The organism is Paenibacillus sp. Mc5Re-14, assembly GCF_001049835.1.
In the GTDB taxonomy this organism is placed as follows: Bacteria; Bacillota; Bacilli; order Paenibacillales; family Paenibacillaceae; genus Paenibacillus; species Paenibacillus polymyxa_C.
Genome location: NZ_CVPD01000001.1, coordinates 2,454,091 through 2,480,000, shown reverse-complemented (window position 1 = coordinate 2,480,000; position 25,910 = coordinate 2,454,091). Strand labels below are relative to the sequence as shown.

The 25,910-nt window shown below is 46.0% G+C and carries 29 protein-coding genes, 2 rRNA genes and 1 riboswitch (1 of these 32 running past the window's edge); of the genes, 28 read left to right on the top strand and 3 right to left on the bottom strand.

Annotation, left to right across the window (positions count from 1 at the left end):
• The 3 genes from BN1546_RS11270 to BN1546_RS11260 all read left to right on the top strand — a co-directional run.
• Nucleotides 1–1,125 (top strand): 23S ribosomal RNA (locus tag BN1546_RS11270); it begins 1,802 nt to the left of the window's first position.
• Between the two features lie 78 nt (nucleotides 1,126–1,203).
• A 5S ribosomal RNA gene (gene rrf / locus BN1546_RS11265) occupies nucleotides 1,204–1,320 on the top strand.
• Nucleotides 1,321–1,552: 232 nt separating this feature from the next.
• Nucleotides 1,553–1,972: a hypothetical protein gene (locus BN1546_RS11260; RefSeq protein ID WP_013368653.1), complete on the top strand. Its 420-nt coding sequence runs from the start codon at nucleotides 1,553–1,555 to the stop codon at nucleotides 1,970–1,972.
• 357 nt (nucleotides 1,973–2,329) lie between these two features.
• On the opposite strand, the gene BN1546_RS11255 is transcribed toward BN1546_RS11260, so the two are convergent.
• Nucleotides 2,330–2,857, bottom strand: a complete 528-nt coding sequence (locus tag BN1546_RS11255) for a hypothetical protein (protein ID WP_013368654.1) — start codon at nucleotides 2,855–2,857, stop codon at nucleotides 2,330–2,332.
• Between the two features lie 402 nt (nucleotides 2,858–3,259).
• On the opposite strand from BN1546_RS11255, the gene BN1546_RS11250 reads away from it, so the two are divergent.
• The 10 genes from BN1546_RS11250 to rsmI all read left to right on the top strand — a co-directional run bounded on the left by BN1546_RS11250 (nucleotide 3,260) and on the right by rsmI (nucleotide 11,276).
• Complete coding sequence (locus BN1546_RS11250) at nucleotides 3,260–3,445, top strand: sigma factor G inhibitor Gin (protein WP_013368656.1); 186 nt, start codon at nucleotides 3,260–3,262, stop codon at nucleotides 3,443–3,445.
• A gap of 144 nt (nucleotides 3,446–3,589) precedes the next feature.
• Nucleotides 3,590–5,173 carry an aminotransferase class I/II-fold pyridoxal phosphate-dependent enzyme gene (locus tag BN1546_RS11245; RefSeq protein ID WP_090737506.1) on the top strand — a complete coding sequence of 528 codons (1,584 nt, stop codon included), beginning with the start codon at nucleotides 3,590–3,592 and terminating at the stop codon, nucleotides 5,171–5,173.
• 102 nt (nucleotides 5,174–5,275) lie between these two features.
• Nucleotides 5,276–5,923 (top strand): dTMP kinase, encoded by a 648-nt coding sequence (tmk, locus tag BN1546_RS11240; protein ID WP_013368658.1) that lies wholly within the window; start codon nucleotides 5,276–5,278, stop codon nucleotides 5,921–5,923.
• A gap of 73 nt (nucleotides 5,924–5,996) precedes the next feature.
• Complete coding sequence (locus tag BN1546_RS11235; protein ID WP_007427998.1) at nucleotides 5,997–6,326, top strand: cyclic-di-AMP receptor; 330 nt, start codon at nucleotides 5,997–5,999, stop codon at nucleotides 6,324–6,326.
• Nucleotides 6,327–6,520: 194 nt separating this feature from the next.
• Nucleotides 6,521–6,964 (top strand): YaaR family protein, encoded by a 444-nt coding sequence (locus BN1546_RS11230; RefSeq protein ID WP_013368659.1) that lies wholly within the window; start codon nucleotides 6,521–6,523, stop codon nucleotides 6,962–6,964.
• Nucleotides 6,965–7,214: 250 nt separating this feature from the next.
• Entirely contained in the window at nucleotides 7,215–8,210 is a 996-nt protein-coding gene (gene holB, locus BN1546_RS11225) for a DNA polymerase III subunit delta' (RefSeq protein ID WP_013368661.1), read from the top strand.
• Between the two features lie 138 nt (nucleotides 8,211–8,348).
• On the top strand, nucleotides 8,349–9,149 hold the full coding sequence (locus tag BN1546_RS11220; RefSeq protein ID WP_013368662.1) for a PSP1 domain-containing protein: 801 nt from the start codon (nucleotides 8,349–8,351) through the stop codon (nucleotides 9,147–9,149).
• A gap of 27 nt (nucleotides 9,150–9,176) precedes the next feature.
• Nucleotides 9,177–9,551, top strand: coding sequence for a DNA replication initiation control protein YabA (gene yabA / locus BN1546_RS11215; protein WP_013368663.1), 375 nt, complete (start codon nucleotides 9,177–9,179; stop codon nucleotides 9,549–9,551).
• Nucleotides 9,552–9,639: 88 nt separating this feature from the next.
• The gene (locus tag BN1546_RS11210) at nucleotides 9,640–10,398 is read left to right on the top strand and encodes a tRNA1(Val) (adenine(37)-N6)-methyltransferase (RefSeq protein WP_025676584.1); all 759 of its coding nucleotides are present in this window, start codon (nucleotides 9,640–9,642) and stop codon (nucleotides 10,396–10,398) included.
• Nucleotides 10,395–11,276, top strand: coding sequence for a 16S rRNA (cytidine(1402)-2'-O)-methyltransferase (gene rsmI, locus BN1546_RS11205; protein WP_090737504.1), 882 nt, complete (start codon nucleotides 10,395–10,397; stop codon nucleotides 11,274–11,276). The genes BN1546_RS11210 and rsmI overlap by 4 nt, the downstream gene beginning before the upstream one ends.
• A 124-nt stretch (nucleotides 11,277–11,400) precedes the next feature.
• On the opposite strand, the gene BN1546_RS11200 is transcribed toward rsmI, so the two are convergent.
• On the bottom strand, nucleotides 11,401–11,655 hold the full coding sequence (locus tag BN1546_RS11200) for an AbrB/MazE/SpoVT family DNA-binding domain-containing protein (protein WP_007428005.1): 255 nt from the start codon (nucleotides 11,653–11,655) through the stop codon (nucleotides 11,401–11,403).
• A gap of 331 nt (nucleotides 11,656–11,986) precedes the next feature.
• Here BN1546_RS11200 and BN1546_RS11195 point away from each other — a divergent pair, with 331 nt between their 5' ends.
• From BN1546_RS11195 to BN1546_RS11135, 13 genes are all read left to right on the top strand, one after another.
• A complete protein-coding gene (locus BN1546_RS11195) occupies nucleotides 11,987–13,270 on the top strand; it encodes an HD domain-containing protein (protein WP_025676582.1) in 1,284 nt (427 codons plus the stop codon).
• A 42-nt stretch (nucleotides 13,271–13,312) separates the two neighbouring features.
• Nucleotides 13,313–14,083 (top strand): TatD family hydrolase, encoded by a 771-nt coding sequence (locus BN1546_RS11190; RefSeq protein ID WP_090737502.1) that lies wholly within the window; start codon nucleotides 13,313–13,315, stop codon nucleotides 14,081–14,083.
• A 200-nt stretch (nucleotides 14,084–14,283) separates the two neighbouring features.
• Nucleotides 14,284–14,564: riboswitch (cyclic di-AMP (ydaO/yuaA leader) on the top strand.
• 271 nt (nucleotides 14,565–14,835) lie between these two features.
• Entirely contained in the window at nucleotides 14,836–15,984 is a 1,149-nt protein-coding gene (locus BN1546_RS11185; protein WP_013368668.1) for a 3D domain-containing protein, read from the top strand.
• Between the two features lie 145 nt (nucleotides 15,985–16,129).
• Nucleotides 16,130–16,675, top strand: coding sequence for a ribonuclease M5 (rnmV, locus tag BN1546_RS11180; protein WP_013368669.1), 546 nt, complete (start codon nucleotides 16,130–16,132; stop codon nucleotides 16,673–16,675).
• A 7-nt stretch (nucleotides 16,676–16,682) separates the two neighbouring features.
• Nucleotides 16,683–17,567 (top strand): 16S rRNA (adenine(1518)-N(6)/adenine(1519)-N(6))-dimethyltransferase RsmA, encoded by an 885-nt coding sequence (rsmA, locus tag BN1546_RS11175; protein WP_013368670.1) that lies wholly within the window; start codon nucleotides 16,683–16,685, stop codon nucleotides 17,565–17,567.
• A 55-nt stretch (nucleotides 17,568–17,622) separates the two neighbouring features.
• Nucleotides 17,623–18,519, top strand: coding sequence for a sporulation peptidase YabG (gene yabG / locus BN1546_RS11170; RefSeq protein WP_090737500.1), 897 nt, complete (start codon nucleotides 17,623–17,625; stop codon nucleotides 18,517–18,519).
• A gap of 199 nt (nucleotides 18,520–18,718) precedes the next feature.
• Nucleotides 18,719–19,000, top strand: coding sequence for a biofilm formation stimulator Veg (gene veg / locus BN1546_RS11165; RefSeq protein WP_013308120.1), 282 nt, complete (start codon nucleotides 18,719–18,721; stop codon nucleotides 18,998–19,000).
• 165 nt (nucleotides 19,001–19,165) lie between these two features.
• Nucleotides 19,166–19,345 carry a small, acid-soluble spore protein, alpha/beta type gene (locus BN1546_RS11160; RefSeq protein ID WP_007428013.1) on the top strand — a complete coding sequence of 60 codons (180 nt, stop codon included), beginning with the start codon at nucleotides 19,166–19,168 and terminating at the stop codon, nucleotides 19,343–19,345.
• A gap of 144 nt (nucleotides 19,346–19,489) precedes the next feature.
• Nucleotides 19,490–20,344, top strand: a complete 855-nt coding sequence (gene ispE, locus BN1546_RS11155) for a 4-(cytidine 5'-diphospho)-2-C-methyl-D-erythritol kinase (protein ID WP_058831399.1) — start codon at nucleotides 19,490–19,492, stop codon at nucleotides 20,342–20,344.
• Between the two features lie 181 nt (nucleotides 20,345–20,525).
• The gene (gene purR / locus BN1546_RS11150) at nucleotides 20,526–21,365 is read left to right on the top strand and encodes a pur operon repressor (protein ID WP_013368673.1); all 840 of its coding nucleotides are present in this window, start codon (nucleotides 20,526–20,528) and stop codon (nucleotides 21,363–21,365) included.
• 163 nt (nucleotides 21,366–21,528) lie between these two features.
• Nucleotides 21,529–21,816, top strand: coding sequence for a septation regulator SpoVG (gene spoVG, locus BN1546_RS11145; RefSeq protein ID WP_007428016.1), 288 nt, complete (start codon nucleotides 21,529–21,531; stop codon nucleotides 21,814–21,816).
• Between the two features lie 345 nt (nucleotides 21,817–22,161).
• Nucleotides 22,162–23,559, top strand: a complete 1,398-nt coding sequence (gene glmU, locus BN1546_RS11140) for a bifunctional UDP-N-acetylglucosamine diphosphorylase/glucosamine-1-phosphate N-acetyltransferase GlmU (RefSeq protein WP_081317932.1) — start codon at nucleotides 22,162–22,164, stop codon at nucleotides 23,557–23,559.
• A gap of 59 nt (nucleotides 23,560–23,618) precedes the next feature.
• Entirely contained in the window at nucleotides 23,619–24,572 is a 954-nt protein-coding gene (locus BN1546_RS11135; protein ID WP_013308125.1) for a ribose-phosphate diphosphokinase, read from the top strand.
• A gap of 68 nt (nucleotides 24,573–24,640) precedes the next feature.
• Here the strand turns inward: BN1546_RS11135 and BN1546_RS28490 are convergent, their stop codons facing one another.
• Nucleotides 24,641–24,841, bottom strand: a complete 201-nt coding sequence (locus BN1546_RS28490; RefSeq protein ID WP_013368676.1) for a hypothetical protein — start codon at nucleotides 24,839–24,841, stop codon at nucleotides 24,641–24,643.
• Nucleotides 24,842–24,916: 75 nt separating this feature from the next.
• On the opposite strand from BN1546_RS28490, the gene pth reads away from it, so the two are divergent.
• Together pth and BN1546_RS11120 are read left to right on the top strand one after the other, a co-directional pair.
• A complete protein-coding gene (gene pth / locus BN1546_RS11125) occupies nucleotides 24,917–25,477 on the top strand; it encodes an aminoacyl-tRNA hydrolase (RefSeq protein ID WP_016818918.1) in 561 nt (186 codons plus the stop codon).
• Nucleotides 25,478–25,564: 87 nt separating this feature from the next.
• Nucleotides 25,565–25,795: an anti-sigma-F factor Fin family protein gene (locus BN1546_RS11120; protein WP_014599341.1), complete on the top strand. Its 231-nt coding sequence runs from the start codon at nucleotides 25,565–25,567 to the stop codon at nucleotides 25,793–25,795.
• The last annotated feature ends 115 nt before the right edge of the window (nucleotides 25,796–25,910 follow it).

Below are 25,910 nucleotides of genomic sequence, written 5' to 3'. Positions count from 1 at the left end.
AGCGACTGTTTAGCAAAAACACAGGTCTGTGCGAAGCCGCAAGGCGAAGTATACGGGCTGACGCCTGCCCGGTGCTGGAAGGTTAAGGGGAGTGGTAAGCCTTCGGGCGAAGCTATGAACCGAAGCCCCAGTAAACGGCGGCCGTAACTATAACGGTCCTAAGGTAGCGAAATTCCTTGTCAGGTAAATTCTGACCCGCACGAATGGCGTAACGACTTGGGCGCTGTCTCAACGAGAGATCCGGTGAAATTTTAATACCTGTGAAGATGCAGGTTACCCGCGACAAGACGGAAAGACCCCATGGAGCTTTACTGCAGCTTGATATTGAATTTGGGTACGATCTGTACAGGATAGGTGGGAGCCGTTGAATCTTGAGCGCCAGCTTGAGAGGAGGCATCCTTGGGATACCACCCTGATCGTATCTAGGTTCTAACTTGGTACCGTGATCCGGTGCGAGGACAGTGTCAGGTGGGCAGTTTGACTGGGGCGGTCGCCTCCTAAAGAGTAACGGAGGCGCCCCAAGGTTCCCTCAGAATGGTTGGAAATCATTCGAAGAGTGCAAAGGCAGAAGGGAGCTTGACTGCGAGACCTACAAGTCGAGCAGGGACGAAAGTCGGGCTTAGTGATCCGGTGGTACCGCATGGAAGGGCCATCGCTCAACGGATAAAAGCTACCCTGGGGATAACAGGCTTATCTCCCCCAAGAGTCCACATCGACGGGGAGGTTTGGCACCTCGATGTCGGCTCATCGCATCCTGGGGCTGAAGTAGGTCCCAAGGGTTGGGCTGTTCGCCCATTAAAGCGGTACGCGAGCTGGGTTCAGAACGTCGTGAGACAGTTCGGTCCCTATCTGTCGTGGGCGTAGGAAATTTGAGAGGAGCTGTCCTTAGTACGAGAGGACCGGGATGGACGTACCGCTGGTGTACCAGTTGTTCCGCCAGGAGCACCGCTGGGTAGCTATGTACGGAAGGGATAAGCGCTGAAAGCATCTAAGCGTGAAGCCCCCCTCAAGATGAGATTTCCCAATTCGTAAGACCCCTTGAAGACGACGAGGTAGATAGGTTGGGGGTGGAAGTGCAGTAATGCATGGAGCTGACCAATACTAATCGGTCGAGGGCTTATCCTAAAGATAAGGCGCAATGAAGTTTCGGATCCAGTTTTCAGGGTGTAACCTTGAAGTTAGAATTTGCGAGGCAAATTCATGTTTGGTGGCGATAGCGGAGGGGTTCCACACGTACCCATCCCGAACACGACCGTTAAGCCCTCCAGCGCCGATGGTACTTGGACCGCAGGGTCCTGGGAGAGTAGGACGTTGCCAAGCAACAAGTAGAGAACCATGATCTTACTAAGATTATGGTTCTTTTTTTGCATATAGATGTAATTTGGAAATATCCTTACAAAAGGAAGGTAACATTTTTGTTACGGAATGTAAGAGCAAACCCTGTATAATATAGGTATTGAATCCCATACACATACGCTGCTATATTGCAGAATTATGCAAACTCCATTATAGGATTTTGTATAGTCAATCAGGCTGGTAAGGAGGGAAGATCATGCGGCGAAATAAATGGCTTGCTCTATTGGTGCTATTCAGTGTCGCTGTCGCGATTCTTACCGGGTGCGTGGAAGAGGAGCCTTCTTGGACATCGTTTGAGGGCGCTGCTAACGAGAAGACGTTTCCGGTTCCCAAAGAAGCTAGTAAAACTGATCGGGCCAGCAGCAATTCGGATATGGACTATGTACGCTATGCACTGCCAGCGTTGAAGGAAAGCGATAGTCTACCTGCTCCTTATCTGGAGGAGATTGCAGCCTGGGGCTGGACTGAGGAACCGAATTTATCTACCTCGAATCAGAAGGTGTTCCAGAAAAATAAACACATGGTGCATTTGTCTGTGCATGATGGTTCTTTTACCGTATTGGTTCCAAAAGACAGAAAAGCTACCGTGAAGAGTAAAAGTGTAGACCTTAATTAAGAGTGCGATTTTCACTTAAGTATGCAACACAAGATGTATTGTGGGGTCATAGTTAACTCATAGTGTATTGGTTGCTGTACGGATAATGATGAATGATAAGATGGGGAAGCACTTCAAACTGCCGTTGTGTAGAGAGTGGCTTCCTTTTATATATTTGTGTATAGATTGATTTACTACTTTAACGACATATATAATGTGGATAAAGTCTATTTAGTGAGAGAATAAAGGGATTATAATTGTTAAATTACAAAAAAGGAGCAACCCGGGTCGGGTTGCTCCTTTTTATTATTCTTAGGCTGAAGCGTTGGAGATACATTAGTTGAAGTTTCGATTTGTACAGATAGGAGGTGAATTGATTTACTGTTGATAGTAGGAGGCTTCTTCATCGGTGAACTTCAACATCCCATCTTTTCTCTCCCCTGTAAGCCGACTCAAGACGTATAAACGCGGTGCAATGAGCCATAGGTGCCAGAAGAGTAAGGATACGGTAAAGGCTGGTGGAGACCAGAGAATGAATACGGCAGACAAGCAGATACCAATCCAGAGTGTATGTATGTGCACACGACGAAAAATCCTATAGCCTATGTACTGGTCTGTCATATAGCCTAGCCAAGGCAACCTGCGCTGGAATGCCCAGCGTTTGCGGAATGCTGTCCCACCACCTATGTATAGGACAGAACGCGAGATTACGAAGTGTACCCATAAGGTTAGGAAAAAGGCAAGAGCAAACAAAAATACACTGGTCCAGGAAAAGGCAAGAAGCAGAAAGAGAAGCATAATAACAGGCAGTGTGAGGTGACTCCATATCAGCTGACGCGGTATATTGATTTTTTTGATGAGCTTGTAGTGATAGTAGGTAGCTTTGGTTCCGGTTTCCTCTGTCATGCGAACAGTCCTTTCATTAATCTACTGCATCACAAGTGGCTTCCCGTCCACAGCCGGAAAAAAGGGACGGTACTTCGCTCATGCCGCTTTAATAAGCATCAATTATTTTTTTTGTAAGAGTATAGAACGACGACATCTAGCGTTAGCTAACCTATTCTATAATTACAGGAAAAGCTCTCACTGATGAAGTGTACAAAGGCTTCGATGAAAGGGCATCCATACATAGAAGCTTTTCTTATTATATCGGCATATGCGGCTGTTTTTTTAAACATACGGGGTACAAACACCATAATAGCCCAAGGGGAATATATATAGAGTATATCGTCGAACTGGGCTATGAAAAGGTTTAAAATAGTAGAAAGTGACCCATACTAATAGTAAAAGAAACAAGGTGGGATGGATATGCATGATCAAGGTGACCACCGCTGCATCATATGCGGACAACACAAACATGAAGGCATTTTTATCGTTTCCGAGTTTATCTGTGATACGTGTGAAGCCGAAATGGTGCACACGGATGCAACTGACGCCAAATATCATTTTTTTATTGATCAACTAAAGCAAATTTGGGTACAGAAAAATGCATAATATCCTTCGCTAGCTAGTGTTTGAAGGATGGGCATTCCAAGGTCTGTCGATACGGGCCTTTTTTTCTGTGAGTAAAAGTAGGATTCCGCTTGATTTTACGATAAAATAGGGTAGATATAAAGCTTTGTTTGGAAGGATTGCAGAATGATGGGGAAAAAGGCGGTTCATGCACCATTAGTGGAAGCTCTAATACGTTACAGGTCTCAGGGAAATGCTTCTTTCCATGTACCCGGTCATAAAAATGGACAAGTCTATAGGTATGAAGAAATGGCGTCTCTGTTGCAAGAGGTGATGTCTATTGATGCGACGGAAATTACCGGACTGGACGATTTGCATCACCCGGAAGACGTAATCCGTGAAGGTCAGGAGCTGGCTGCGAAGTGCTTTGGTGCAGAAGAGAGCTTTTGGCTTATTGGAGGCAGCACAGTCGGTAATTTGGCTATGATTTTGACCGTATGCACGAAGCCAGGAGATGTACTATTGGTACAGCGAAATGTACACAAATCTGTACTGAATGGTCTCATGATATCAGGGGCCAAGGCCGTATTTCTAGATCCAGAAATAGATACACTAAGCGGGCTAGCGGTTGCTCCATCGACAGACACGATAAAGGCTGCACTCAAGGACTATCCTTCGGCTAAAGGAGTGTTACTTACGCTGCCTAACTATTATGGGATGGGGCATGATCTGACTGCTACAGCTAAAGCTTGTCATGCGGCCGATGTGCCGTTGATGGTAGATGAAGCACATGGTGCTCATTATGGGCTGCATCCTTGTTTGCCAGTCTCTGCTCTTTCCTGTGGGGCTGATGTAGTCGTCCAATCGACACATAAAATGCTTCCAGCTATGACTATGGGCGCCATGCTACATGTGCAAGGACGGAGAATTCACCGGGAACTGCTCCGTCAGCGGCTGGCTATGGTGCAAAGCTCCAGCCCTTCGTATCCATTAATGGCCTCGCTGGATTTGGCAAGATGGTATATTGATGCTTATGGCACGGATGCCTTTACAGAGGGCTTAGCGGCAGCAGACGCTTTTAGAAAGGGCCTGGCGCAGCTCCCACGCTTTCGCTTGGTAGAGCCTACACAGCAGGCAAGTGAAGAGTTTGACGCTCGGAAGGGGATCTCTGAGGCCCTGGAAAGGGCTGAGGAGAGGACAAATGGGTACTCAACTCAGGACCCTTTTAAAATGGTGCTGTATGATACATGGGGTGTACTAGATGGGTTTGGGTTAAAACGTGAGTTGGAGACTTACGGATGTATTCCAGAGATGAGTGACGAGAAACATGTGGTTTTATTGTTTACGTTAGGCTCTATAGCTAGTGATGCGAGTCACCTGTTGCAGGCTCTTGTGCATATAAATAATGATATAAGATTTAAGGGGACGGCTGATGAGCCGGAGTTAGCGGGGAAAGAGCAGCAGAGGCCAGAATTAGATTTTTCCACGTGGAACAATGATGGAGTGAAGGCTTACTCCAGTCCGGTGCAGTTTGGGCTTCAACCGCTTAATCCGGATCAGATGGAGATCGTGCCTGTAGAGGAATCAGCTGGTAGGACAGCTGCTGAAATGATTATCCCGTATCCTCCAGGCATTCCACTGCTATATGCAGGGGAAATGATCACAGAAGCGATTGCTCTGCGGATGGTTCGTCTACGTGAGCTGGGAGCTAAATGGCAAGGGGGAGCAGATGAAAGTATGCTTACGATTCGGGTATTCCGTTTACAATAAAGATTAATACTAGAGAATTAACAAATACAGAAGACTGGATAAAAGAAGCATACGCAGCCTGTGGGTGACTTTTATTTTTCAGGCAGGAAAGCAGGGAATAACATGAATCGCAAAGGCATTTTTATTACGCTGGAGGGGGGAGACGGCTCCGGTAAAACAACCATGATCCAACGACTGGCAAAGTATATGGAGGAAGAAGGCCATCCAGTCGTCACGACGAGGGAACCGGGCGGCATCGAAATTTCCGAAAAGATTCGTTCTATCATTCTGGATCCTGCTCATACCAGTATGGATGCCCGAACAGAGGCGCTTTTATATGCGGCGGCGCGGCGCCAGCATTTGGTGGAGAAGGTAAAGCCGGCTATTGAACAAGGAGCTATCGTATTGTGTGACCGTTTTGTGGACAGTAGCCTGGTCTATCAAGGGTTTGCAAGAGGAATCGGAATTGAAGAGGTAGCTTCGATTAATCGCTTTGCGGTAGATGATTGGGAGCCAGATGCCACGTTCTATCTGGATATTGAGCCCGAATTGGGGTTGGCAAGAATTAATGCGTCACGGGGAGAGGAAATGGATCGCCTCGATATGGAGAGCATATCGTTTCATCATAAGGTACGAGAGGCTTATCTGGAGCTGGCTCGCAAATTTCCGGAACGAATTACGATTGTGGACGCATCTCCCGCACCAGAGCAGGTAGAGCAAGTATTGAAGGATTTGCTGAAAAAGCGGTTTATTCAGAATTTTAGCGTATAATTGTCGAAGGATATACGGTAAAATTGAGCTAGGGACAAGGTGTCCCTAGTATGACTTGAAGGAGGAATACAGGATGAAGCTGATTATTGCGATTGTACAGGATAAGGACAGTAATAGATTATCCAGCGGACTGGTGAAGGCTAACTTCCGTGCTACCAAATTGGCCAGTACAGGAGGATTTCTGCGTGCAGGCAATACGACATTTATGATTGGTGTTGATGACAATCAGGTAGACTCGTTGATGAATGTCATTCGCAGCAGTTGCAAGGTACGTGAACAGCTGGTCACACCCGTTACCCCTATGAGTGGGACGACGGACTCTTATCTGCCGTTGCCTGTTGAAGTGCAGGTGGGTGGAGCGACAGTTTTCGTGATGCCTGTAGACCGTTTCGAGCATTTCTGAATCTACACAATAGAACCTATTTTGCCGATATGATAGTGGAAATGCCTGTTTCTCGCTCATGATGGGAATGAGGAGCAGATCCACTAAAACGGCAGCGCTACAGCGCAGCCCCCGGAAAGCCGAAGAGACTCCTGAGTTCTCTGTTGAACTGCCTTGAGGGAAAAGGGAAGCATCCGGGGAGAAAGCAGGTTTATATGAAAATAAATCCGGGCTACCGCCCTTTACACAGTACATTGTCTACAAACGAAACGAGTGCCAAGCCAATTCAACCGAAAAGCTTCTCCGATGTTATGCAGCAAAATGGGGAGCAGGCTTCGAAGGAGGAATTGAACCGGCGCTTTAAGGAAATTCAAATGCAGGGAGATCGTCTTGCTCGCTCAATGACGATTCGTGAGTTGAAGGCCTATAAGATGCTGGTCAAACGGTTTTTGGAAGATACAGTTCGGCGAGGCGTGTCTATGAAGGACACAAAGGGATGGGATCGTCGGGGACGCAGCAAGCGTTATAAGCTGATTGATGAAGTGGATGAGCTATTGCTCAAAATGGCAGATGAGCTGCTTGATACCGAGCAAGGGAAGATAGAGCTTTTGCAAGGAGTCGGTGAGATTAGGGGCTTGTTGATTAATCTTTCATTTTAAAATGCAGTCTTATGTTATAAATGAATACAGACGGGCTGTTGCCACGATGAAATAATCTGCTTGCTGATCATGCTGGCAGATTATTTTTGACTATGTACATGTGGGCAAACATAGTATGCATACAGCAGTACAGTTATATTGAAGAACCATGATTTGAGGGTGAGATCATCGGAACAGTAACAAACTCGCCCGGGGAAATAACGGTTAGCTGATGGTTCATCGTTGTTTTCAGTGGAGAAAGTGAGGAAATATGTCTTTCCAACATATATTGGGGCAGGATGTAGCCAAAAAAATGCTGCAGAGTGCATTGCGGAATCACACAGTCAGCCATGCTTATGTTTTTAGCGGACCGCAGGGAAGCGGACAGATGAACATGGCACAGACTTTTGCCAAGGCTTTATTCTGTGAGAAACAGACGGATGATGCATGTGGGGAGTGCTTGTCATGCCGCAAGGTAGAGCACGGGAATCACCCGGACTTGCACATTGTAGAGCCTGATGGGGCAACGATTAAAATTGATCAGATTCGTGGGCTTCAACGAATATTTTCATACAAATCTGAAAGCTCCAACCCTAAGGTATATATCATTCGGCAGGCGGATACCATGACAGTGCAAGCTGCTAACAGCCTGCTTAAATTTTTGGAGGAGCCTCAGATTCCTGTGGTCGGTATACTCATTTCTGAAAATGGACAGGCGTTGCTGCCTACGATTCAATCGCGGACACAGCAGGTACCTTTCCACGCTTTACAGCCGGAAATGATGATGCAGGCGTTAATTGGGGAAGGCTATACGGCAGGACTTGTCCGGTCAGTGGTTCATATGGCTTCCGGACTGGAATCATGTAGAGAAATTCTCCAGCAGAATTGGTTTGCAGAAATTAGAAACGTAGTGTTACAATTAGTGAAGGAGTCCATGAGCCGGGGGAGTTCGTCGATTATTCTGGCTCAACAGAAGATTTTTAAAACTGGACTTTCTGATCACCTGGATATTCTGTTTCATCTGTTTCATTTGTGGTTCAAAGATATGCTTCATTTCCGTTACGGAAGGCACGAAAGCATTGTTTTCATAGATCATTTGGAGTCCGTCTCCAAATTGGCAATCACCCGCAGCACGGAACAATGGGTCTCTTATATGGATTTGGCCGCGAATTGCAGGAAGAAGCTCCGTTTTCACGTCAACGGACAATTATGCGTGGAGCAGCTTCTGATTGGGTTGTCCGATACAAGCGGTTCTATCACCGGCTAACAGGAAGGCGCGCTTGTTCCACTCTGCACAATCCGCGACGCCAGGTTCCCGGTTTGTGCGACAGTGAGACTTCAATTGCGGCCATTCGTACAATGTCGGCTACAAATGAGGTTTAGTGGCATACAAGGGGGTTAATTTTTGTATAGTGTAGTGGGTGTCCGTTTCAAGAAGGCGGGCAAGACTTATTATTTTGATCCGCTGGACCTTCCAGTGGAGAAAGAAAACTGCGTCATAGTAGAGACCGCACGCGGGATTGAATATGGCAAGGTTGTGGTGGGCAAAAAAGAAGTAAATGATTCGGATGTTGTCCTACCCTTAAAAAAAGTCATTCGTATTGCCGGAGATGATGACGCTCTTGTTGTAGAAGAGAATAAATTGGCGGCCAAGGATGCATTCGGTACGTGTTTAAATAAAATTAAAGACCATAACCTTAAAATGAAGCTGGTAGATGTGGAATTTACATTTGACCGCAATAAGATCATTTTTTATTTTACGGCAGAGGGTCGAGTTGATTTTCGAGAGCTTGTAAAGGATTTGGCCAGCATTTTTCGTACACGAATTGAGCTGCGGCAGATCGGAGTACGGGATGAGGCTAAAATGCTTGGTGGAATCGGACCTTGCGGACGTATTCTGTGTTGTTCCTCATGGCTGGGGGATTTTGACCCGGTATCTATTAAGATGGCGAAGGATCAGAGCTTGTCGCTGAATCCGACGAAAATTTCCGGGTTGTGCGGAAGATTGATGTGCTGTCTCAAATTTGAACATGATAACTACGAGAGCATGCGAGAAGAGCTACCTCAGGTAGGTAAGATGGTTATCACTTCTCTGGGAGAAGGAAAAGTGGTAGGTGTCAATGCAGGCCATCGTACGGTACATGTTCAACTGTTTGAGATCAGTAAGGTCAAGGAACTTCCAATGGACGATGTAGTCGTCAAGTAAACCATTAGGTTGCTTCGGGGTGGAAACTTGGATAAATTAAATGTTTTTGCGCGTATTCACGAAATGGAAACCCAAATGGGACAGTTGCATAGCGATCTGGGTGAATTGAAACTGGCAGTAAAAGAGCTGCTGGAGGAAAATCAACGACTAACGATTGAAAACGAACAGGTGCGCAAGATGCTCAAACGTGAAACCTCTGGAGAAGAAAAGACGGCAAGCAAGCCGAAACTTCCTCCTCCGATCGTCGTTAAGGATGAAGAGGAAACGGGTGAGGTCGTGGGCGAAGGCTACGACAATCTGGCAAGGCTGTATCATGAAGGATTTCATATATGCAACGTGTATTACGGACATTTGCGAACAGAAGGCGATTGCCTCTTCTGTCTGTCATTTTTGAATAAATAAAAACAAGCCGTAGGAGCAAGATGCCTACGGCTTTTTTGTAAGGAAGTATGAGTAAAAAGCGATTTAGGTTATAGGATGGGAGAGCATTATGTACGAAAATGAAAAGAAGTCTGAACGAATTGATGATCTGCTTTCACATAATCTGCGTATTATCCAAAGTGATGAAGTGTTCAGCTTTTCGATGGATGCGGTCTTGCTGGCACGGTTTGCAGGTATTCCGCTTCAGCGTGGGAAGATTCTCGATTTGTGTACGGGCAATGGGGTTGTTCCCATACTGTTGACGACACGCACCAAAGCATCTATTGAAGGAATTGAGATTCAACCACGCCTGGCAGATATGGCTAGACGGAGCGTGAGTTTGAATGGATTAGAAGATGCGATTGAGATTCGGGAAGGAGACTTGCGTGAACTGGTTCAAATCACGGGACATGGCGCGTATGATGCAATTACTGTGAATCCTCCCTATATGCCGCTAAATGGTAGCGATATCAAGCTGAACCCTCACCAGGCCATTGCGCGTCATGAAGTGAACTGTACACTGGAAGAAGTCATTCAGGCATGTTCTCGGCTTGTCCGAAATGGGGGGAAAGTATCAATGGTTCATCGCCCTCAGCGGCTGGCTGAGATTATATCCTTGATGCGCAGTTATAGCCTGGAACCCAAGCGGATACGTTTTGTTCACCCACGGATTCATATGGAAGCGAATATGGTACTTGTTGAAGCAATGCGTGACGGCAAACCGGAGGTTCGCCTATTACCCCCACTCATTGTATATCAGGAAGATGGGAACTATACTCAGGAAATAAGAGAAATCTATGGAGAAGTAAGTAAGGAGGATTCAGTGTGACAGCAGCTGTACAAAAAAGCTTTAGTAATCGTGAAGAGGAACGGGGAAAGTTATATCTCGTTGCCACACCGATTGGCAATCTGGATGATATGACCTTTAGGGCAATTAACACCCTAAAGTTATGTAATATTATCGCTGCCGAGGATACGCGACAGACACGCAAACTGCTCACACATTTCGACATCACGCCAGAAATGCTCTTCAGTTATCATGAACATAATAAGGCTGCCAGTGGGCCTGAACTGATACGTTATATAATAGAAGGAAAAAATTTGGCACTGGTTAGCGATGCAGGTCTACCGGCCATTTCTGATCCTGGTTCGGATCTGGTCAAGCTGGCACTTGAAGCAGAAATCAGTGTTATTCCTATCCCAGGAGCAAATGCGGCACTATCGGCTTTAATTGCCTCAGGACTGGATACAGAGAGGTTTACCTTCGCTGGTTTTCCTCCAAGGGAAAAAAAGGATCTAGAGAAGTTATTGCAATCATTTCAGGTATCCCATGGCACAATTCTTTTTTATGAATCTCCTCACCGTATTGTAAAGACATTGACGGTATTAAAGGAAACATTAGGATCACGCAAAGTGGTGCTTGCCCGTGAGCTGACCAAGTTGCATGAGGAATGGGTGCGTGGAACGGTGGAGCAGTGTCTTGCGAAATTAGAGGAAAATCCGCCGCTTGGTGAATACTGTCTGGTCGTTGAGGGGAAAAACGAAGAGGAAGAAGAACAGGAGCGGCAGGCATGGTGGCAGGACTTATCTTTGGAGTCTCATGTCGCCCATTACGAGTCAGAGGGGCTTACTCGCAAGGATGCCATGAAACGTACAGCCACAGACCGTTCAATTTCCAAGAGGGACGTGTACAACGCACTCTTATGAATACGTGTCTAAACAAAAAAGGGCCTTCCAACGGTTGGGTTCAAACCGTGGAAGGCAACAAGGAGTATATATGAAAAAGGTTAGAATTAACAATCTCTGATAAGTCTATTATATACTAAAATTCTCAGTTTGTCACAGGTGTTGGGATTTCAGAAATGCAATCTTGGCAAACAATTTTCCCTTTGAAGTAAATTACGTTCTCAGCATTGCCGCAGAAGATACAAGCAGGCTCGTATTTTTTAAGCATGATGCGCTCGCCATCAACGTAAATTTCCAAAGCGTCTTTCTCTCCGATTCCCAGGGTACGGCGCAATTCGATTGGAATAACAACACGTCCGAGCTCGTCAACTTTTCTTACAATACCAGTGGATTTCATCATAATAAATCAGGCTCCTCTCGCCGTTTAAAATAATATAAGTGTCATGATTCGACAAAATTTTCTCTTTTCTGATATTTACTATACCAACGATTCCCAAAACAGTCAACCTTAAAAAAGTAGTAACAGCCTAATTATGCAAAAGTATTTAGAACAAAGAGCTTTATTCATGTGAATTACCTTATTTTACGGATGATTTGTCTTGTGTGTCGATTTGGAAATGTCGAAAAGTGATAATTCGACAAAATACGACAAACTATGTCGAATAAGGGAGGACGTTTAGGATTTTATTGTATTTTAATCCATTATTCCGAATATTAAAGGAGCTGATATCTTGCACCAGCCACTCAGTGAAGAAAAAGTTTTTAAGGACCCGGTACATAATTACATCCATGTTCAGGATACTGTGATATGGCGATTGATCAATACGCCGGAGTTCCAACGGTTACGACGCATTCGGCAGTTAGGCACATCTTATCTTACGTTTCATGGAGCGGAGCATAGCCGGTTTTCACATTCACTGGGCGTATATGAGATTACGAGACGTATTATTTCTCAATTTGAACGTGGAGATTTTCCCGACTGGCCCAAGGAAGAAAGACTGATTGCTCTGTGTGCCGCTTTGTTGCACGATGTGGGGCACGGTCCATTTTCTCATTCAATTGAAGAAGCCTTTCATATGAACCATGAGGATTGGACATGCCGCATTGTACTGGGGGACACGAAGATCAACGCTGTGCTACGGCAAGTTGATGAGATGTTGCCCCACAAGGTCGCGGCGGTTATAGCCAAAACGTATGATAAGCCGATTGTTGTCAACTTGGTAACAAGCCCGCTGGATGCTGACCGTATGGATTATTTGTTGCGGGATGCTCATTCAACAGGTGTTAACTACGGGACAATTGATTTGGATCGTATTTTACGTTTGCTGCGCCCTCACAATGGGAGAATTGTCGTAAAAGAGTCGGGTATGCATGCAGTAGAGGATTATCTAATGTCACGCTACCAGATGTACTGGCAAATTTATTTCCATCCTGTAACACGCAGCTCAGAAATCCTGTTACGTAAAATTTTCAAGAGAGCTAAGGAATTGTTCAAAAACGGATATGAGTTTGGTTTTCTGTTGGATCCGCTGCCCGATCTATTAAAAGGAGAGCTAACAGTGGAGCAGTATTTGATGCTGGATGAGTCTTTGATTCAGACGGTATTTAGCCAATGGAAACGAGAAAAGGACGAAATTTTAAGTGATTTGAGCAGCCGTTTTATGGATCGTAGATTGTATAAATATGTAGAGATTGAAAATATGGATACAGATACCGTTGACCATATTCGAGAGGCTTTGGAAAAGGCTGGCTTGCATCCTGAATATGATCTTGAAATTGATTTTCCGACAGATCTTCCTTATGATGTGTTTCGGCAGGGCGGTTCAACGGACAACCAGATTTTACTGCTTGGACGTCAGGGCGAGGTGCGGGAAATATCCGAAGTTTCAGAAATTGTACGCTCAATAAGTGGCATTCACCGAGGAAAATATCACATGTATTTTCCCCAGAATAAATTGAACGGGGTAAAAGAAAGGCTTCCTGCCGAAATAAGGAATTATTTTGTCAAACAATAGACAAATATATAGAAATGTAAGTAAGAAAAGGAGATGAAAACCTTGGATTTATTCGACACTCATACTCACCTAGATGCGCCACAATTTGATGAAGACCGTGAAGAAGTTATAGCACGTGCTGTCGAATCAGGAGTAACACGGATGATCAATATCGGATTTAATCGTGAGACCATTCCATCCACCATGAAGCTGGCTGAGACGTATGATTTTATTTATGCAGCTGTTGGATGGCATCCGCAGGATGCCATTACAATGCAGGAGGGTGATTTAGAATGGATTGCATCGTTATGCAGTCATAAAAAGGTTGTAGCGATCGGAGAGATCGGTCTGGATTATTATTGGGATACATCACCAAAGGATGTGCAGCAGCGGGTACTTCGAAATCAAATTGGCCTGGCACGTGAGCTCAACATGCCAATTGTTATCCATAACCGGGATGCACATGAAGATATTGTGAGGATTTTACGTGAGGAAAAGGCGGGCGAGATTGGCGGAGTCATGCACTCCTTTTCTGGGAGTTGGGAGACAGCTAAAATGGTGCTGGATATGGGTTTCCACCTTTCCTTCGGCGGGCCCATAACGTTCAAAAATGCCAAGCAGCCAAAAGAGGTGCTGGCCCAGGTACCGTTGGACCGTCTGCTTATTGAAACGGACGCGCCTTACTTGACGCCTCATCCGTTTCGCGGGAAGCGAAATGAGTCGGCACATGTGAGATTGGTGGCAGAGGCAGCCGCCCAAATTAAGGGAATTACAGTGGAGGAATTGGTATCCATTACGACCCAAAATGCCTTGGAACGATTTGACATTCAGTGAAAAAGCGAAGAAATCAATCAAAATAAAGAGATAGACGGAGCTAATTATGATTTTGTTGCAGGAAACTCAAGAATATTACAATTTTTTAACCGAATATTTTGAAAAATGTACTTGAAACCTGCTTTACAACATGCATGGAAACAGGATATCATCTTTTCAGTGAATTGTTGTTGAGTGTAACCATCAACAAATCATTTCATGAACCAGTCTCGCTGAGTCCCTTTTACAGGGAACGGGGGAACCGATATGGCTTACAGTACGTCCGGCGTATATGCAAGAGATATTATCTCTTCAGTAGTCGGCTCGACCGAAATTCATTTCCTGGATGGGATTGAACAGGTAGAGAAGCCGTATTTCGATTTCTTTCTGGGTCTTCGGGGTGAATGTGAAGGCGACCGCCATGAGCGGTTGACCTAAGCTAGGGCGACTCTCTACGTCCGAACCCGACAGCTAACCCCGTAAGCGTAACAAGAGAGAAGCCATCTCGTGCATGAGTTTTCCCGCATATTCACACATGTCGGAAGCCACGAAAGAGCTCTCTAGTCTCTTTCTTTGGCTTTTTTTGTTGTGAATAAAAGAAAATCTGTCATCATACTGTGGTTAAACAGGGGAGGACAGCATGCCGCGAAGACGGGTACATGGTGCAGGACAGTCGCAGTACGGGCTTGTCTTGTAGAAAATCTGTTATAGTCACGTCAACGATCAACTATGTCTTACTCCAGACGGCGGGCTATGTAAGGAGGACGGAGGAAATGGGCATTTTCCGAAAAGAGGAGACCCATGAGTCACGCTCATCCAGCATGTCTTACGTATTACGTTGGAAGCAAGAAAATGTGCGCCAGGCTGCTTTGGTTGCTATTTTTCTAATCGCACTAACGATTATGATTTCAATTCTGATGTACACGCAATCTAAAAAACAAGTCTTTTTTGTCATCGATGGTAAGGCATCTGCGGTAGAAACCCGGGAATCCAAGCTCCAAGATTTGCTCAATGAGCATTCTATTTCACTTCAGCCGCATGATACAATTTCCATGCCGCTAAACGGGGCAGTACAGGATGGGGATCGCGTAGTCATTAAACGTGCCAATCAGGTTAAAGTATCCTCAGGCAATGAGACGAAAAAGCTGTACACAACAGAAAATACAGTAGAGGGTGCCATTCGCACTTCGGGCTATAAATTATCATCAACGGATAAAGTTTACCCTGCGTTGGATGCCTCTGTTTCAGCTAACATGGACATAAAAATCGTCCGTGTAAAGAAACAGCAGGTCGAACAGAAAAAACAAGTGCCTTATCAGGTCATCAAAACAGCAGATCCAAGTCTCTATAAAGGCGATAATCGAGTCATTCAAAGTGGCAAATCGGGTGTGGTAGTCCAGCATGTTCAAAAGGTATACCATGATGGAAAATTGGTGTCCAAACAGCTGGTCAACAAGGAAGTCGCACAAAATCGTGTGGATAAGGTAATTGCGGTAGGGACGAAGAAAAAACCGGTCGTTCTAGCTGCTTCCATCGGCCCTAAAGATGCGGTTAAGGCTACAAAGGTTAGTTCGGGCAGTGCTGTCCGTAAAGCAGGTATTAATTTTAATTATAAAAAAGTTTTACAAAATGTCTCGATGACGGCGTATTCTGCCCAGGAGCCAGGTATCGGTACACGTACCGCCTCCGGCACGCGTGTCACGGAAGGACGCACCATCGCTGTCGATCCGAATGTAATTCCAATCGGCTGGTGGGTGTATATTGAAGGGGTAGGCTTCCGCCGTGCGGAGGATACCGGTGGCGCGATTAAAGGCCACAAAATCGATGTGTATTATGAGAGTTTAAGCCGGGCTAACCAATTTGGTCGTAAGCACGGTAAAACCGTATATGTTATCGGACCTGTAAAGCCGGAAATCAACTAAAACAGGTTGTGTATGTTGAGGACAATGCGATAGTATTAACAACATAGTTATGCCATGCTAAGAAGAGGATATCCTCTTCTTATTTTGTTTTCAAAAGCAGGGAAAGATAATATATGTTGCTGTGTAGCAGTGGAGGGAAACGAAGATGATCAAGGAAGTGATCGTGGTGGAAGGCCGGGATGATACGGTAGCCATTCGCCGTGCTGTCGAAGCAGATACAATAGAAACTGGCGGTTCAGCCATTAATAAAATGACGCTGCGGAAAATTGCATTGGCGCAGGAACGGCGGGGGGTCATTATTTTAACTGATCCCGATCATGCAGGGGAGCGTATCCGTAAAATCATCGCCTCCAAGGTCCCCGGCTGCAAGCAGGCTTTTATACCTGAGGCAGAGGCGACACGCAAAGGGGATATTGGCGTGGAGAATGCCTCCCCGGAAGCCATCAGACACGCTCTCGCACGGGTACATACGACAGTGGAAGGCGCCGAACCGCTGATTGAAATGGCGGACCTGATTGACGCTGGACTTATTACCCACCCCAATGCTGCTGCACGCCGTATGGCCTTGGGGAATGTACTGGGTATTGGCTATTGTAACGGAAAGCAGCTACATAAGCGGCTCTCTGTATTTCAGATCAGTCGTGAGGAATTTGCCAGTGCGCTGGCACAAATCGAAAGTGAAGGATTGTGATATCCGTATGACAGGGATTCAAGATATAGCAACACCGCGGCGTACGAAGGAAATTATTCAAAGGCACGGTTTTTCGTTCAAAAAGAGTCTGGGACAAAACTTTCTGATTGATCAAAATATTCTGAGCAAGATCGTAAATGCTGCCGGATTGGATGATACAAAGGGCGCGCTTGAGATCGGTCCGGGCATTGGAGCTTTGACCGAGAAATTGGCGCAATCCGCTAAGGCAGTTACCGCCGTTGAGATTGATCAGCGGCTGCTGCCCATTCTTGAAGAAGTGCTGGCCCCTTACGAGCATGTAAAGGTTCGTCATGGGGACGTGTTAAAGCTGGATTTGCGTGAAGTGTTTGCAGCTGACTTTGCAGATGTGAGCAAAGTGAGTGTCGTCGCTAATCTGCCGTATTACGTCACTACACCGATTCTGATGCGTCTACTGGAGGACAAGCTTCCTTTGGAGAATATCGTCGTTATGATTCAAAAGGAGGTGGCTGAGCGCATGGCTGCGTCTCCTGGTACAAAGGATTACGGCAGCTTAAGCATAGCCGTGCAATATTATAGCGAGCCTGAGTTAGTCTGTACGGTGCCGAATACAGTATTTATTCCTCAGCCGAATGTTGATTCGGCAGTTATTCGGCTGCGTGTACGAGAAGTCCCTCCGGTGGAAGTGGTGGACGAGAAGCACTTTTTTGAAGTGGTTCATGCCGCTTTTGCCCAACGTCGTAAAACCATTTCAAATAACCTAAAAAGCCGCTTCTTCACCAAAGAGAACAGGGACACGCTGGAGCCGCTGTTGCAACAAGCTGATATTGAGCCCTCCCGTCGAGGGGAAACGCTGAGTATCGAGGAATTTGCGCGTCTGAGCGCCGTGCTATTGGAGGCTGGTATATCCTAAGTTGGAACCAAACTGTGCATTCACCCATACGATATAGGAGGGGTGATACAGTGTGATGAGTTTAGGAGACTTGGTCGTTCGGAAATCGTACGGCGGTGATGTCACGTTTCGCGTTGAAGACATCCAGCGGGATAAAGCGATCATTAAGGGGACGGAATTTCGGCTACTGGCCGATTCCCCGGTGAACGATCTGGTCAGAGTGCCTGTAGACCAGATTAGCGGTAAGACTCAACAGGCCCACATTAAGGCCGGGGAGTCTCTTAATCTTTTGCAACGGGCACGCCAGCAGCAAGCTGCCCGTAGCCAGGCGGCTCTGATTGGAGAGTGGAGTGATCCGGTAGAGTCGACGTATTTTGAAATGCCAGGAAAGGTTCTTCATCTGGATGGAGATCCCGGCTATTTAAGAAAATGTCTCAGTTTATATGAACAGCTCCGTGTTCCCGCAGAGGGACATCACGTTCACGAATCGGCAATGGCGGATACGTTATATCGACTGCTTCCCCGCATTCGTCCTGATATTGTAGTCATCACCGGACATGATGGTGTGCTGAAGCAGCCGCAACCTTACGATTTGTACAGCTTGAAAAGCTACAAGAATTCGCAAAATTTTGTGGCAGCGATTCAGGTAGCAAGACAATATGAGCGTCATCTGGATTCACTGACAATTGTAGCGGGGGCGTGCCAGTCCCATTTTGAGGCGCTGCTACGTGCGGGAGCCAATTTTGCCAGCTCCCCAGGGCGTATCCTGATTCACGCTCTGGACCCCGTTTACGTGGCTGCCAAGGCCGCATTTACTTCAATCCGTGATACAGTCAATATGGGAGACTTATTTCATCAGACCATCAGTGGCAGCCGCGGAGTGGGTGGAATTGAAACAAGGGGAAGCTACCGCATCGGTTTGCCGAAGCTTGAAAATTTGTCAACGCTTAAAGTAACACCTTCAGCGATCTGAGATTCAAATGTGCCTGATAGGGTATATCTGAACAAAAGTCTCTTTTTAGAGGCTTTTTGTCATTTTTTATGCATATTATTCCTGTTCGCAAAAAATTAAATTGACAACTTATTTTTCGTGTTGTTATAATATTTAGCTTGATTTGACAATCCCTCTAAAATTCGTTATAATGGACAAGGAAAGAGGTGGTCGTTAGGCAATGGCTAAAAATACGCTGTTGGAAATCAAACGCAGTCTCGACGCACATGTAGGGCAAAAAATTTTGCTGCGGGCTAACGGCGGACGCCGTAAGACCGTCGAACGAACTGGTGTCTTGGAAGAAACGTACCCTTCTGTTTTTATTGTCAAGCTGGATCAGGAGCAACAGACGTTTAAACGTGTCTCCTACAGCTATGCTGACATTCTTACCGAGTCGGTGGAGGTCAGTGTATATGATCCCGACTCCCACACAAGTGTAGTCGAATATTTCGAAACACCTTAATTCTTTTTTACGTGATTTATACCAGCTTTGCAGGTTTAACGGCGACCTCGTCATTTTTAATGGCGGGGTCGTTTTGTATTTACAAAGCAGGATGAAGCATGATATCTCTGCACATACTAAGGCGGGAATGATCTTCCTTATTCCATTGCCGAAGGAGGCGTATGCATGAGCCGAAGAAGACGGAGTGTTATGTCGGAAGAGCTGAAGTATGAACTGGCCAAAGATCTTGGGTTTTACGACACGGTTAAGGAAGAAGGCTGGGGAGGCATTAAAGCCAAGGATGCAGGCAATATGGTCAAGCGGGCCATTCAGCTTGCAGAGCAGGCGGCTTCTCGCAAATCGTAGCCATCGGTGGTGCTGATAAAAAGCGGGGATATCCGGGGTCATACCGGGGCATCTCCGCTTTTTTGAACCTCATGACTTGACAGGCTGAGTCTGATATAATATGTTAAGCTGTCTTGAGGGAAAAGTTGAAGGTGGGTGAACGCCTTGAAAATATATGAAAAAGCACCGGCGAAAATTAATTTAATGCTTGATGTTCTACGTAAGCGGGACGATGGTTATCACGAGGTCGAAATGATTATGACTATGGTCGATCTATCCGACCGATTGACGATGTCCGAGTTACCGCGTGATACCATTATTATTTCAAGCCAAGCCGGGTACATACCGTTAGATGAAAAGAACTTGGCTTTTCAGGCTGCGCGTCTGATCAAAGAACGTTATAACGTGTCTACAGGCGTCCATATCCATCTGGATAAGCATATCCCGGTGGCTGCAGGATTAGCAGGCGGAAGCAGCGATGCTGCCGCAGCATTGCGTGGGCTGAACAAGCTGTGGAAACTTGGTATCTCGGATGCGGAATTAAGGGTACTGGGTGCTGAATTGGGTTCAGACGTACCTTTCTGTATTACAGGGGGCACAGCTTTAGCGAGCGGACGTGGAGAACTGCTTAAGCCACTGCCGAATCCACCACAATGCTGGGTGATCCTCGCCAAGCCGCCGATTAATGTATCGACAGCTGAAGTGTATGGTCGTGTCAAAGCGGATCAGATTACGCACCACCCGTCTGCCCGGCATATGGAGCAGGCGATTCGTAATGCTTCTTTTACCGATGTATGCAATGCCCTGGGGAATGTACTGGAGGATGTGACATTAAAGCTGTATCCAGAAGTGGAGCATCTTAAAAACTCCATGATCCGTTTAGGAGCTGATGGGGTGCTGATGTCAGGTAGCGGACCTACAGTGTTCGGACTGGTATCGAAGGAAGCCAAAGTGCCACGGATCTATAACGGACTAAGAGGCTTTTGCAAAGATGTTTACGCAGTACGACTTTTGACCTGATTTTAGATATTTTCTTCATATTATAGTGGCAATTGTTGTACAAATACGTACGAAGATGATATATTTACTATTAAATATTCGGATTTTACTATATCACTTACATTCCGCCAGCAACCGGCCAGTCCGCCGGTGCTTTACTGTACGAAGCGGGCGGCAGGAAAATAGATCGCGAGGAATTGTTGTGAAAAAACTTAAAAGAAGCTCACGATTGGTGGAAATGACGCAGTTCTTGTTGTCACGGCCGCATACATTGGTGCCTCTTACTCATTTTGCAGATCGATACGGGGCAGCTAAGTCGTCGATAAGCGAAGATCTAGCTATTATCAAAGAAGTATTTGAGGACGAGGGTACTGGCGAGCTTCTGACACTGGCGGGAGCGGCAGGGGGCGTCAAGCTGATCCCTAGGCTCTCCAAGCAACATGCGCTTGCGTTTGCGAACGACTTGTGCGCGCAGCTGGAGCAGCCTGATCGCATATTACCGGGAGGGTACCTGTATCTGTCCGATTTGCTGGGCCAACCAGCGATGATGAACGAAGCGGGTAAAATATTTGCGACCGCTTTTGCCGATCGTCAGATTGATGTGGTTATGACCGTGGAGACGAAGGGCATTCCGCTCGCATATGCAACCGGAGCACAGCTTAATTTGCCAGTCGTGCTTGTACGGCGTGACCATCAGGTGACAGAAGGCTCAGCTGTAAGTATAAATTATGTTTCTGGATCACAAAAGAGCCTTCATACGATGTCTTTATCCAGACGTGCAATGCGTGAGAAATCGCGTGTGCTCATCGTAGATGACTTTATGAAGGCTGGCGGCACGATACAAGGAATGGTCGACTTGTTAGCAGAGTTTGATGCTGAGGTAGCTGGTGTCGGTGTACTGGTAGAGTCGGGCGAGGTGGAGAATGAAGAGCGCCTGTTGCACGATTATATTTCACTGGCAAATCTGACTGCAGTCGATTCTCGAAGCAAGCAAATTACAGTCAAGCTGGGTAATTATTTTGATGAGTTAACAGGGCAGTAAATTGTCACAATTCATCATAAAATACCTAAATATGTCGAAAAGAAATCTTTTCAAAAAAATTACCTGAATTTAGGATACGAATTGTCCAAAAAAAGAAGGAATTCGAAATGCTGTGTGGAATGTATACACCAAGTCCTATTTGGAAAAAGGTGGTGAAACACACATGCAGATTACGGATGTTAGACTCCGCCGAGTGAACTCAGAAGGAAGAATGAAGGCGATTGCATCCATTACAATTGATAACGAGTTTGTTGTCCATGACATCCGAGTTATCGACGGTAATAACGGGATGTTCGTAGCTATGCCAAGCAAACGAACCCCTGACGGAGAGTTTCGCGATATCGCTCACCCGATATCTTCAGGAACCCGTGAAAAGATTCAAGCTGCTGTATTGACTGAGTACGAACGTGCAGCTGTTGATGAAGAAGTTGCTATTGAAGAAGGCGCTTAATTCGCCTAAAGCAGGATTGGGGTACAAAAGAAAAAGAGAGCCACTAACTGTGGCTCTCTTTTCTTTTTGTCTGGAATGAGATATATTCTTTAGTGAGTTAACAGTCAGTTTTAAGGCAACTTGGAGCCATCCGGGCTGCCGAAGCGGCTTTTTCATAAGACAGGGACTAGGCAGCGATGCGTCCCGGGGATGAACGTCCAGCACAAGCTGGCCTGAAAAAATAGCCATTAACCAAAGGTTCGCCGTTATTTTTCAGGAGGATTGTGAAAAGTTAAGCAAAATCTGATCTGGGAATTAACGTTTTAGCCAAGGGGTAACTGTTATTTTCAGGATAGGAGGTTGGACTTGTTGGAAAGGTTGGCAGTCATTCTTGCCGCAGGGCAGGGAAAACGTATGAAATCCAAATTATATAAAGTTCTGCATCCGGTGTGCGGAAAACCGATGGTCGGACATGTGCTCGACACGGTTCGTGAAATCGGTGTGTCCCGAAGTGTAGTCGTCGTGGGTCACGGAGCAGAGGCGGTACAGTCTTATTTGGGACCGTCGGCAGAATATGCGCTTCAGGCAGAGCAGCTGGGAACGGGCCATGCTGTCAAGCAAGCCAAGGACCTGCTCGGCCAGGAACAGGGCACCACAATTGTCATTTGTGGAGATACTCCGTTGATCACAGCGGAAACGCTGGAAGGTTTGGTGCAACTGCACGAAAGCCGCGGAGCGGCAGCAACAATTCTGACCGCTGAGTTGGACAACCCGAAAGGATATGGACGAGTTATCCGTGATACTTCCGGGGCCGTGCTTAAGATCGTGGAACAGAAGGATTGTTCACCTGAGGAAGATGCTGTCTGTGAGATTAACACAGGCACGTATTGCTTTGACAATGCCAAGTTATTTGCAGCGCTGGACAAGGTAACGAACACCAATGCACAGCAGGAATACTACTTGACCGATGTCATTGGCATTTTGCATGGCGAAGGTGAGCAGGTTGAGGCGTATTTGACCAATGACGTGTCGGAATCTATCGGTGTAAACGACAGAGTTGCTTTGTCGGTTGCTGAAGGTTATATGCGTGAGCGCATTGTTCGCAAACATATGCTGAATGGTGTCACCGTCATTGATCCGTCTTCTACCTACATCGGGAGCGATGTTGTCATTGGTTCCGATACAGTATTGTACCCAAATACATGGCTGCATGGTCAAACACAAATCGGAGAAGATTGTGTGATTGGCCCGCAGGCAGAGATCCAGAATACGGTTATCCACTCAGGGGCAACAGTGAAACATTCGGTGTTGAACGAAGCGGAAGTGGGAAGCAGTACATCTGTAGGGCCGTTTGCTTATCTGCGTCCAGGCGCGAAGCTTGGCGAACATGTGAAGATTGGTGATTTTGTAGAGGTGAAAAATGCGACTATTGGAGATCATTCCAAGGTGTCTCATTTGAGCTATGTCGGTGATGCCAAGGTGGGTACAAACGTAAATATTGGCTGCGGGGCAATAACGGTCAATTATGATGGATATAATAAATCCATTACAGAAATTGAAGATGATGCCTTTGTTGGCAGCAATGTGAATCTGATTGCCCCAATTAAGATTGGAAAAGGTGCCTATGTTGTCGCAGGCTCCACTGTAACACATGCTGTCCCTGATAACGATCTGGCCATTGCCAGACCACGTCAAGAGAACAAAGCCGGATATGCGGACAAAATCCGCGCACGTGCCAAAGCAAAGAAAAAAAGATCGGAATGACCTTAATCAGCAAGCTGTTGAATCTGTAATGAATGAACCAGCACGGAGGGTTTCTATTAATGACTTATTGCGATTCCAAACTCAAAATATTTACTTGTAACTCCAATCCGAAGTTAGCCCACCAGATTGCGGACTACATCGGAATCCCAATGGGGGAATCCCATACCACATCGTTTAGTGACGGTGAAATTCAGGTTAAGCTGTCGGAAAGTGTTCGCGGCTGCCATGTGTATATTGTACAGTCCACTTGTCTGCCAGTTAACGACAACTTGATGGAGTTATTGGTTATGATTGATGCACTTAAACGTGCTTCTGCCAAAAGTATCAATGTTGTTATGCCATATTACGGTTATGCTCGTCAGGATCGTAAGGCTCGTTCACGTGATCCTATTACAGCGAAACTTGTCGCTAACTTGATTGAAAAGGCGGGAGCTCACCGCGTAATCAGTATGGATTTGCATGCGATGCAGATTCAGGGATTCTTTGATATTCCAGTGGATCATATGCTGGGAGCGCCAATTCTGGCCCAATATTTCCGTTCCAAGCAAATTGAGAACCCGATTGTTGTTTCACCCGACCATGGTGGGGTTGTTCGCGCGCGCAAGCTGGCGGACTTCCTGAGTGCTCCGCTCGCTATTATTGATAAGCGTCGTCCAGAGCCAAATGTCAGTGAAGTGATGAATATCATCGGGAACATTGAAGGTAAGACGGCTATTTTAATTGATGATATCATTGATACAGCCGGAACGATTGTATTGGGTGCAAATGCGCTTAAAGAAGGCGGCGTAAAAGATGTGTATGCATGTTGCACACATGCCGTGCTGTCCGGTCCTGCGATGGAAAGACTGGAGAATTCGCCATTAAAAGAGGTGGTTGTGACGGATACAATCCCGATCGTTCACCCAAATCCGACAAGCAAGCTGAAGGTACTGTCTGTGGCTCCATTAATGGGAGAAGCCATCATCCGTGTGCATGAAGAATTGTCGATCAGCAAACTGTTTGAAATCGAATAAGCACTGGCTCATTAAAAAAGGGGTTGCTTTTTCCATATGGAAAAGGTAACCCCTATCAGCATGTCAGGCTAAAAGCCTGGCCGAGATATGAATGTGAAGCGTTGACGATTGTATAGTGTGTCCTCGATTTCGACGAAATGCTCATTAAAACGCGCAACGATGCCAATTTGAACATGTACATTCCCGTCATAAATTTGGACAGGAACGGAATGTTTTAAATGATATAGAAAATGGCTGTCATATAAGAGGATATCACCTTGATTGAGCATATCGGCACGCACCTTCCTGTTCACTACAACTATTTTACCAAAAAATCAAGACTTCGAAAGAGGGTGTCAAGGTTAATGAAGTGGATTGTAGGATTGGGCAACCCCGGTCCCCAATACGAGAAAACGAGACATAATGTAGGATTTATGGCCTTAGATGCACTTGCCTCACGCCATAATATCCAGATTACCCAAAGCAAATGTAAGGCGTTGATTGGTGAGGGGCACATTGGTGGCGTGAAAACGGTACTGATTAAGCCTATGACATATATGAATCTCTCAGGCGAGTCTCTACGTGCATATATGGACTACTATAAGGCCGATATGGAAGATCTGATTGTAGTGTACGATGATCTGGATACAGAGGTCGGTAAAATAAGACTGCGTTATCAAGGTAGCGCAGGCGGTCATAATGGCATTAAATCGATCATTCAGCATACAGGGACGCAGTCCTTCAACCGGATTCGTATGGGCATTTCCCGTCCAGAGCCTGGACATGCTATTGTTGATTATGTTCTGGGCACCTTTCCAAAGAAGGAAAAGGAACTATTGACCGGAATGATAGAAGATACGTGCAACGCTTTAGAATACAGCTTGAATCATCCGTTTGAGCGGACGATGGCTGAATTTAACAAGTAGGTTCTGACGTTAGGTAGACGGGCTTAAATGGAAGATTGTTGGACATACTGAAAGGTATAGAAAACTTTCAGGAGGCATATACATTACATGGTTGTTAATTATGTATGCAGACATTGTCGAACTTTCTTAGGGCGAATTGACTCCGCTGTAATAACCGAAGAAAGGTTGGGCTTCCATTCCTTGACCCCTGCTGAACGTAGAGATATAATAGCGTATAATTCGGGTGGTGAAGTGACTGTTAAAGTCATTTGCGAGCATTGCAGTCAGGCACTGGAGAATAATCCGGAGCTGAGTCTGCTCGTAAACCCGCTCCAATAACAGGTATTCAACTGGTCTGATGTACCAGCTTGAGAGGTGAAGCGGTAGTTCCGCTTATGGAGCCTTGGCAGCATTGCTGAGGCTTCTTTTTCGGTTTACATGTAACTATTTATAA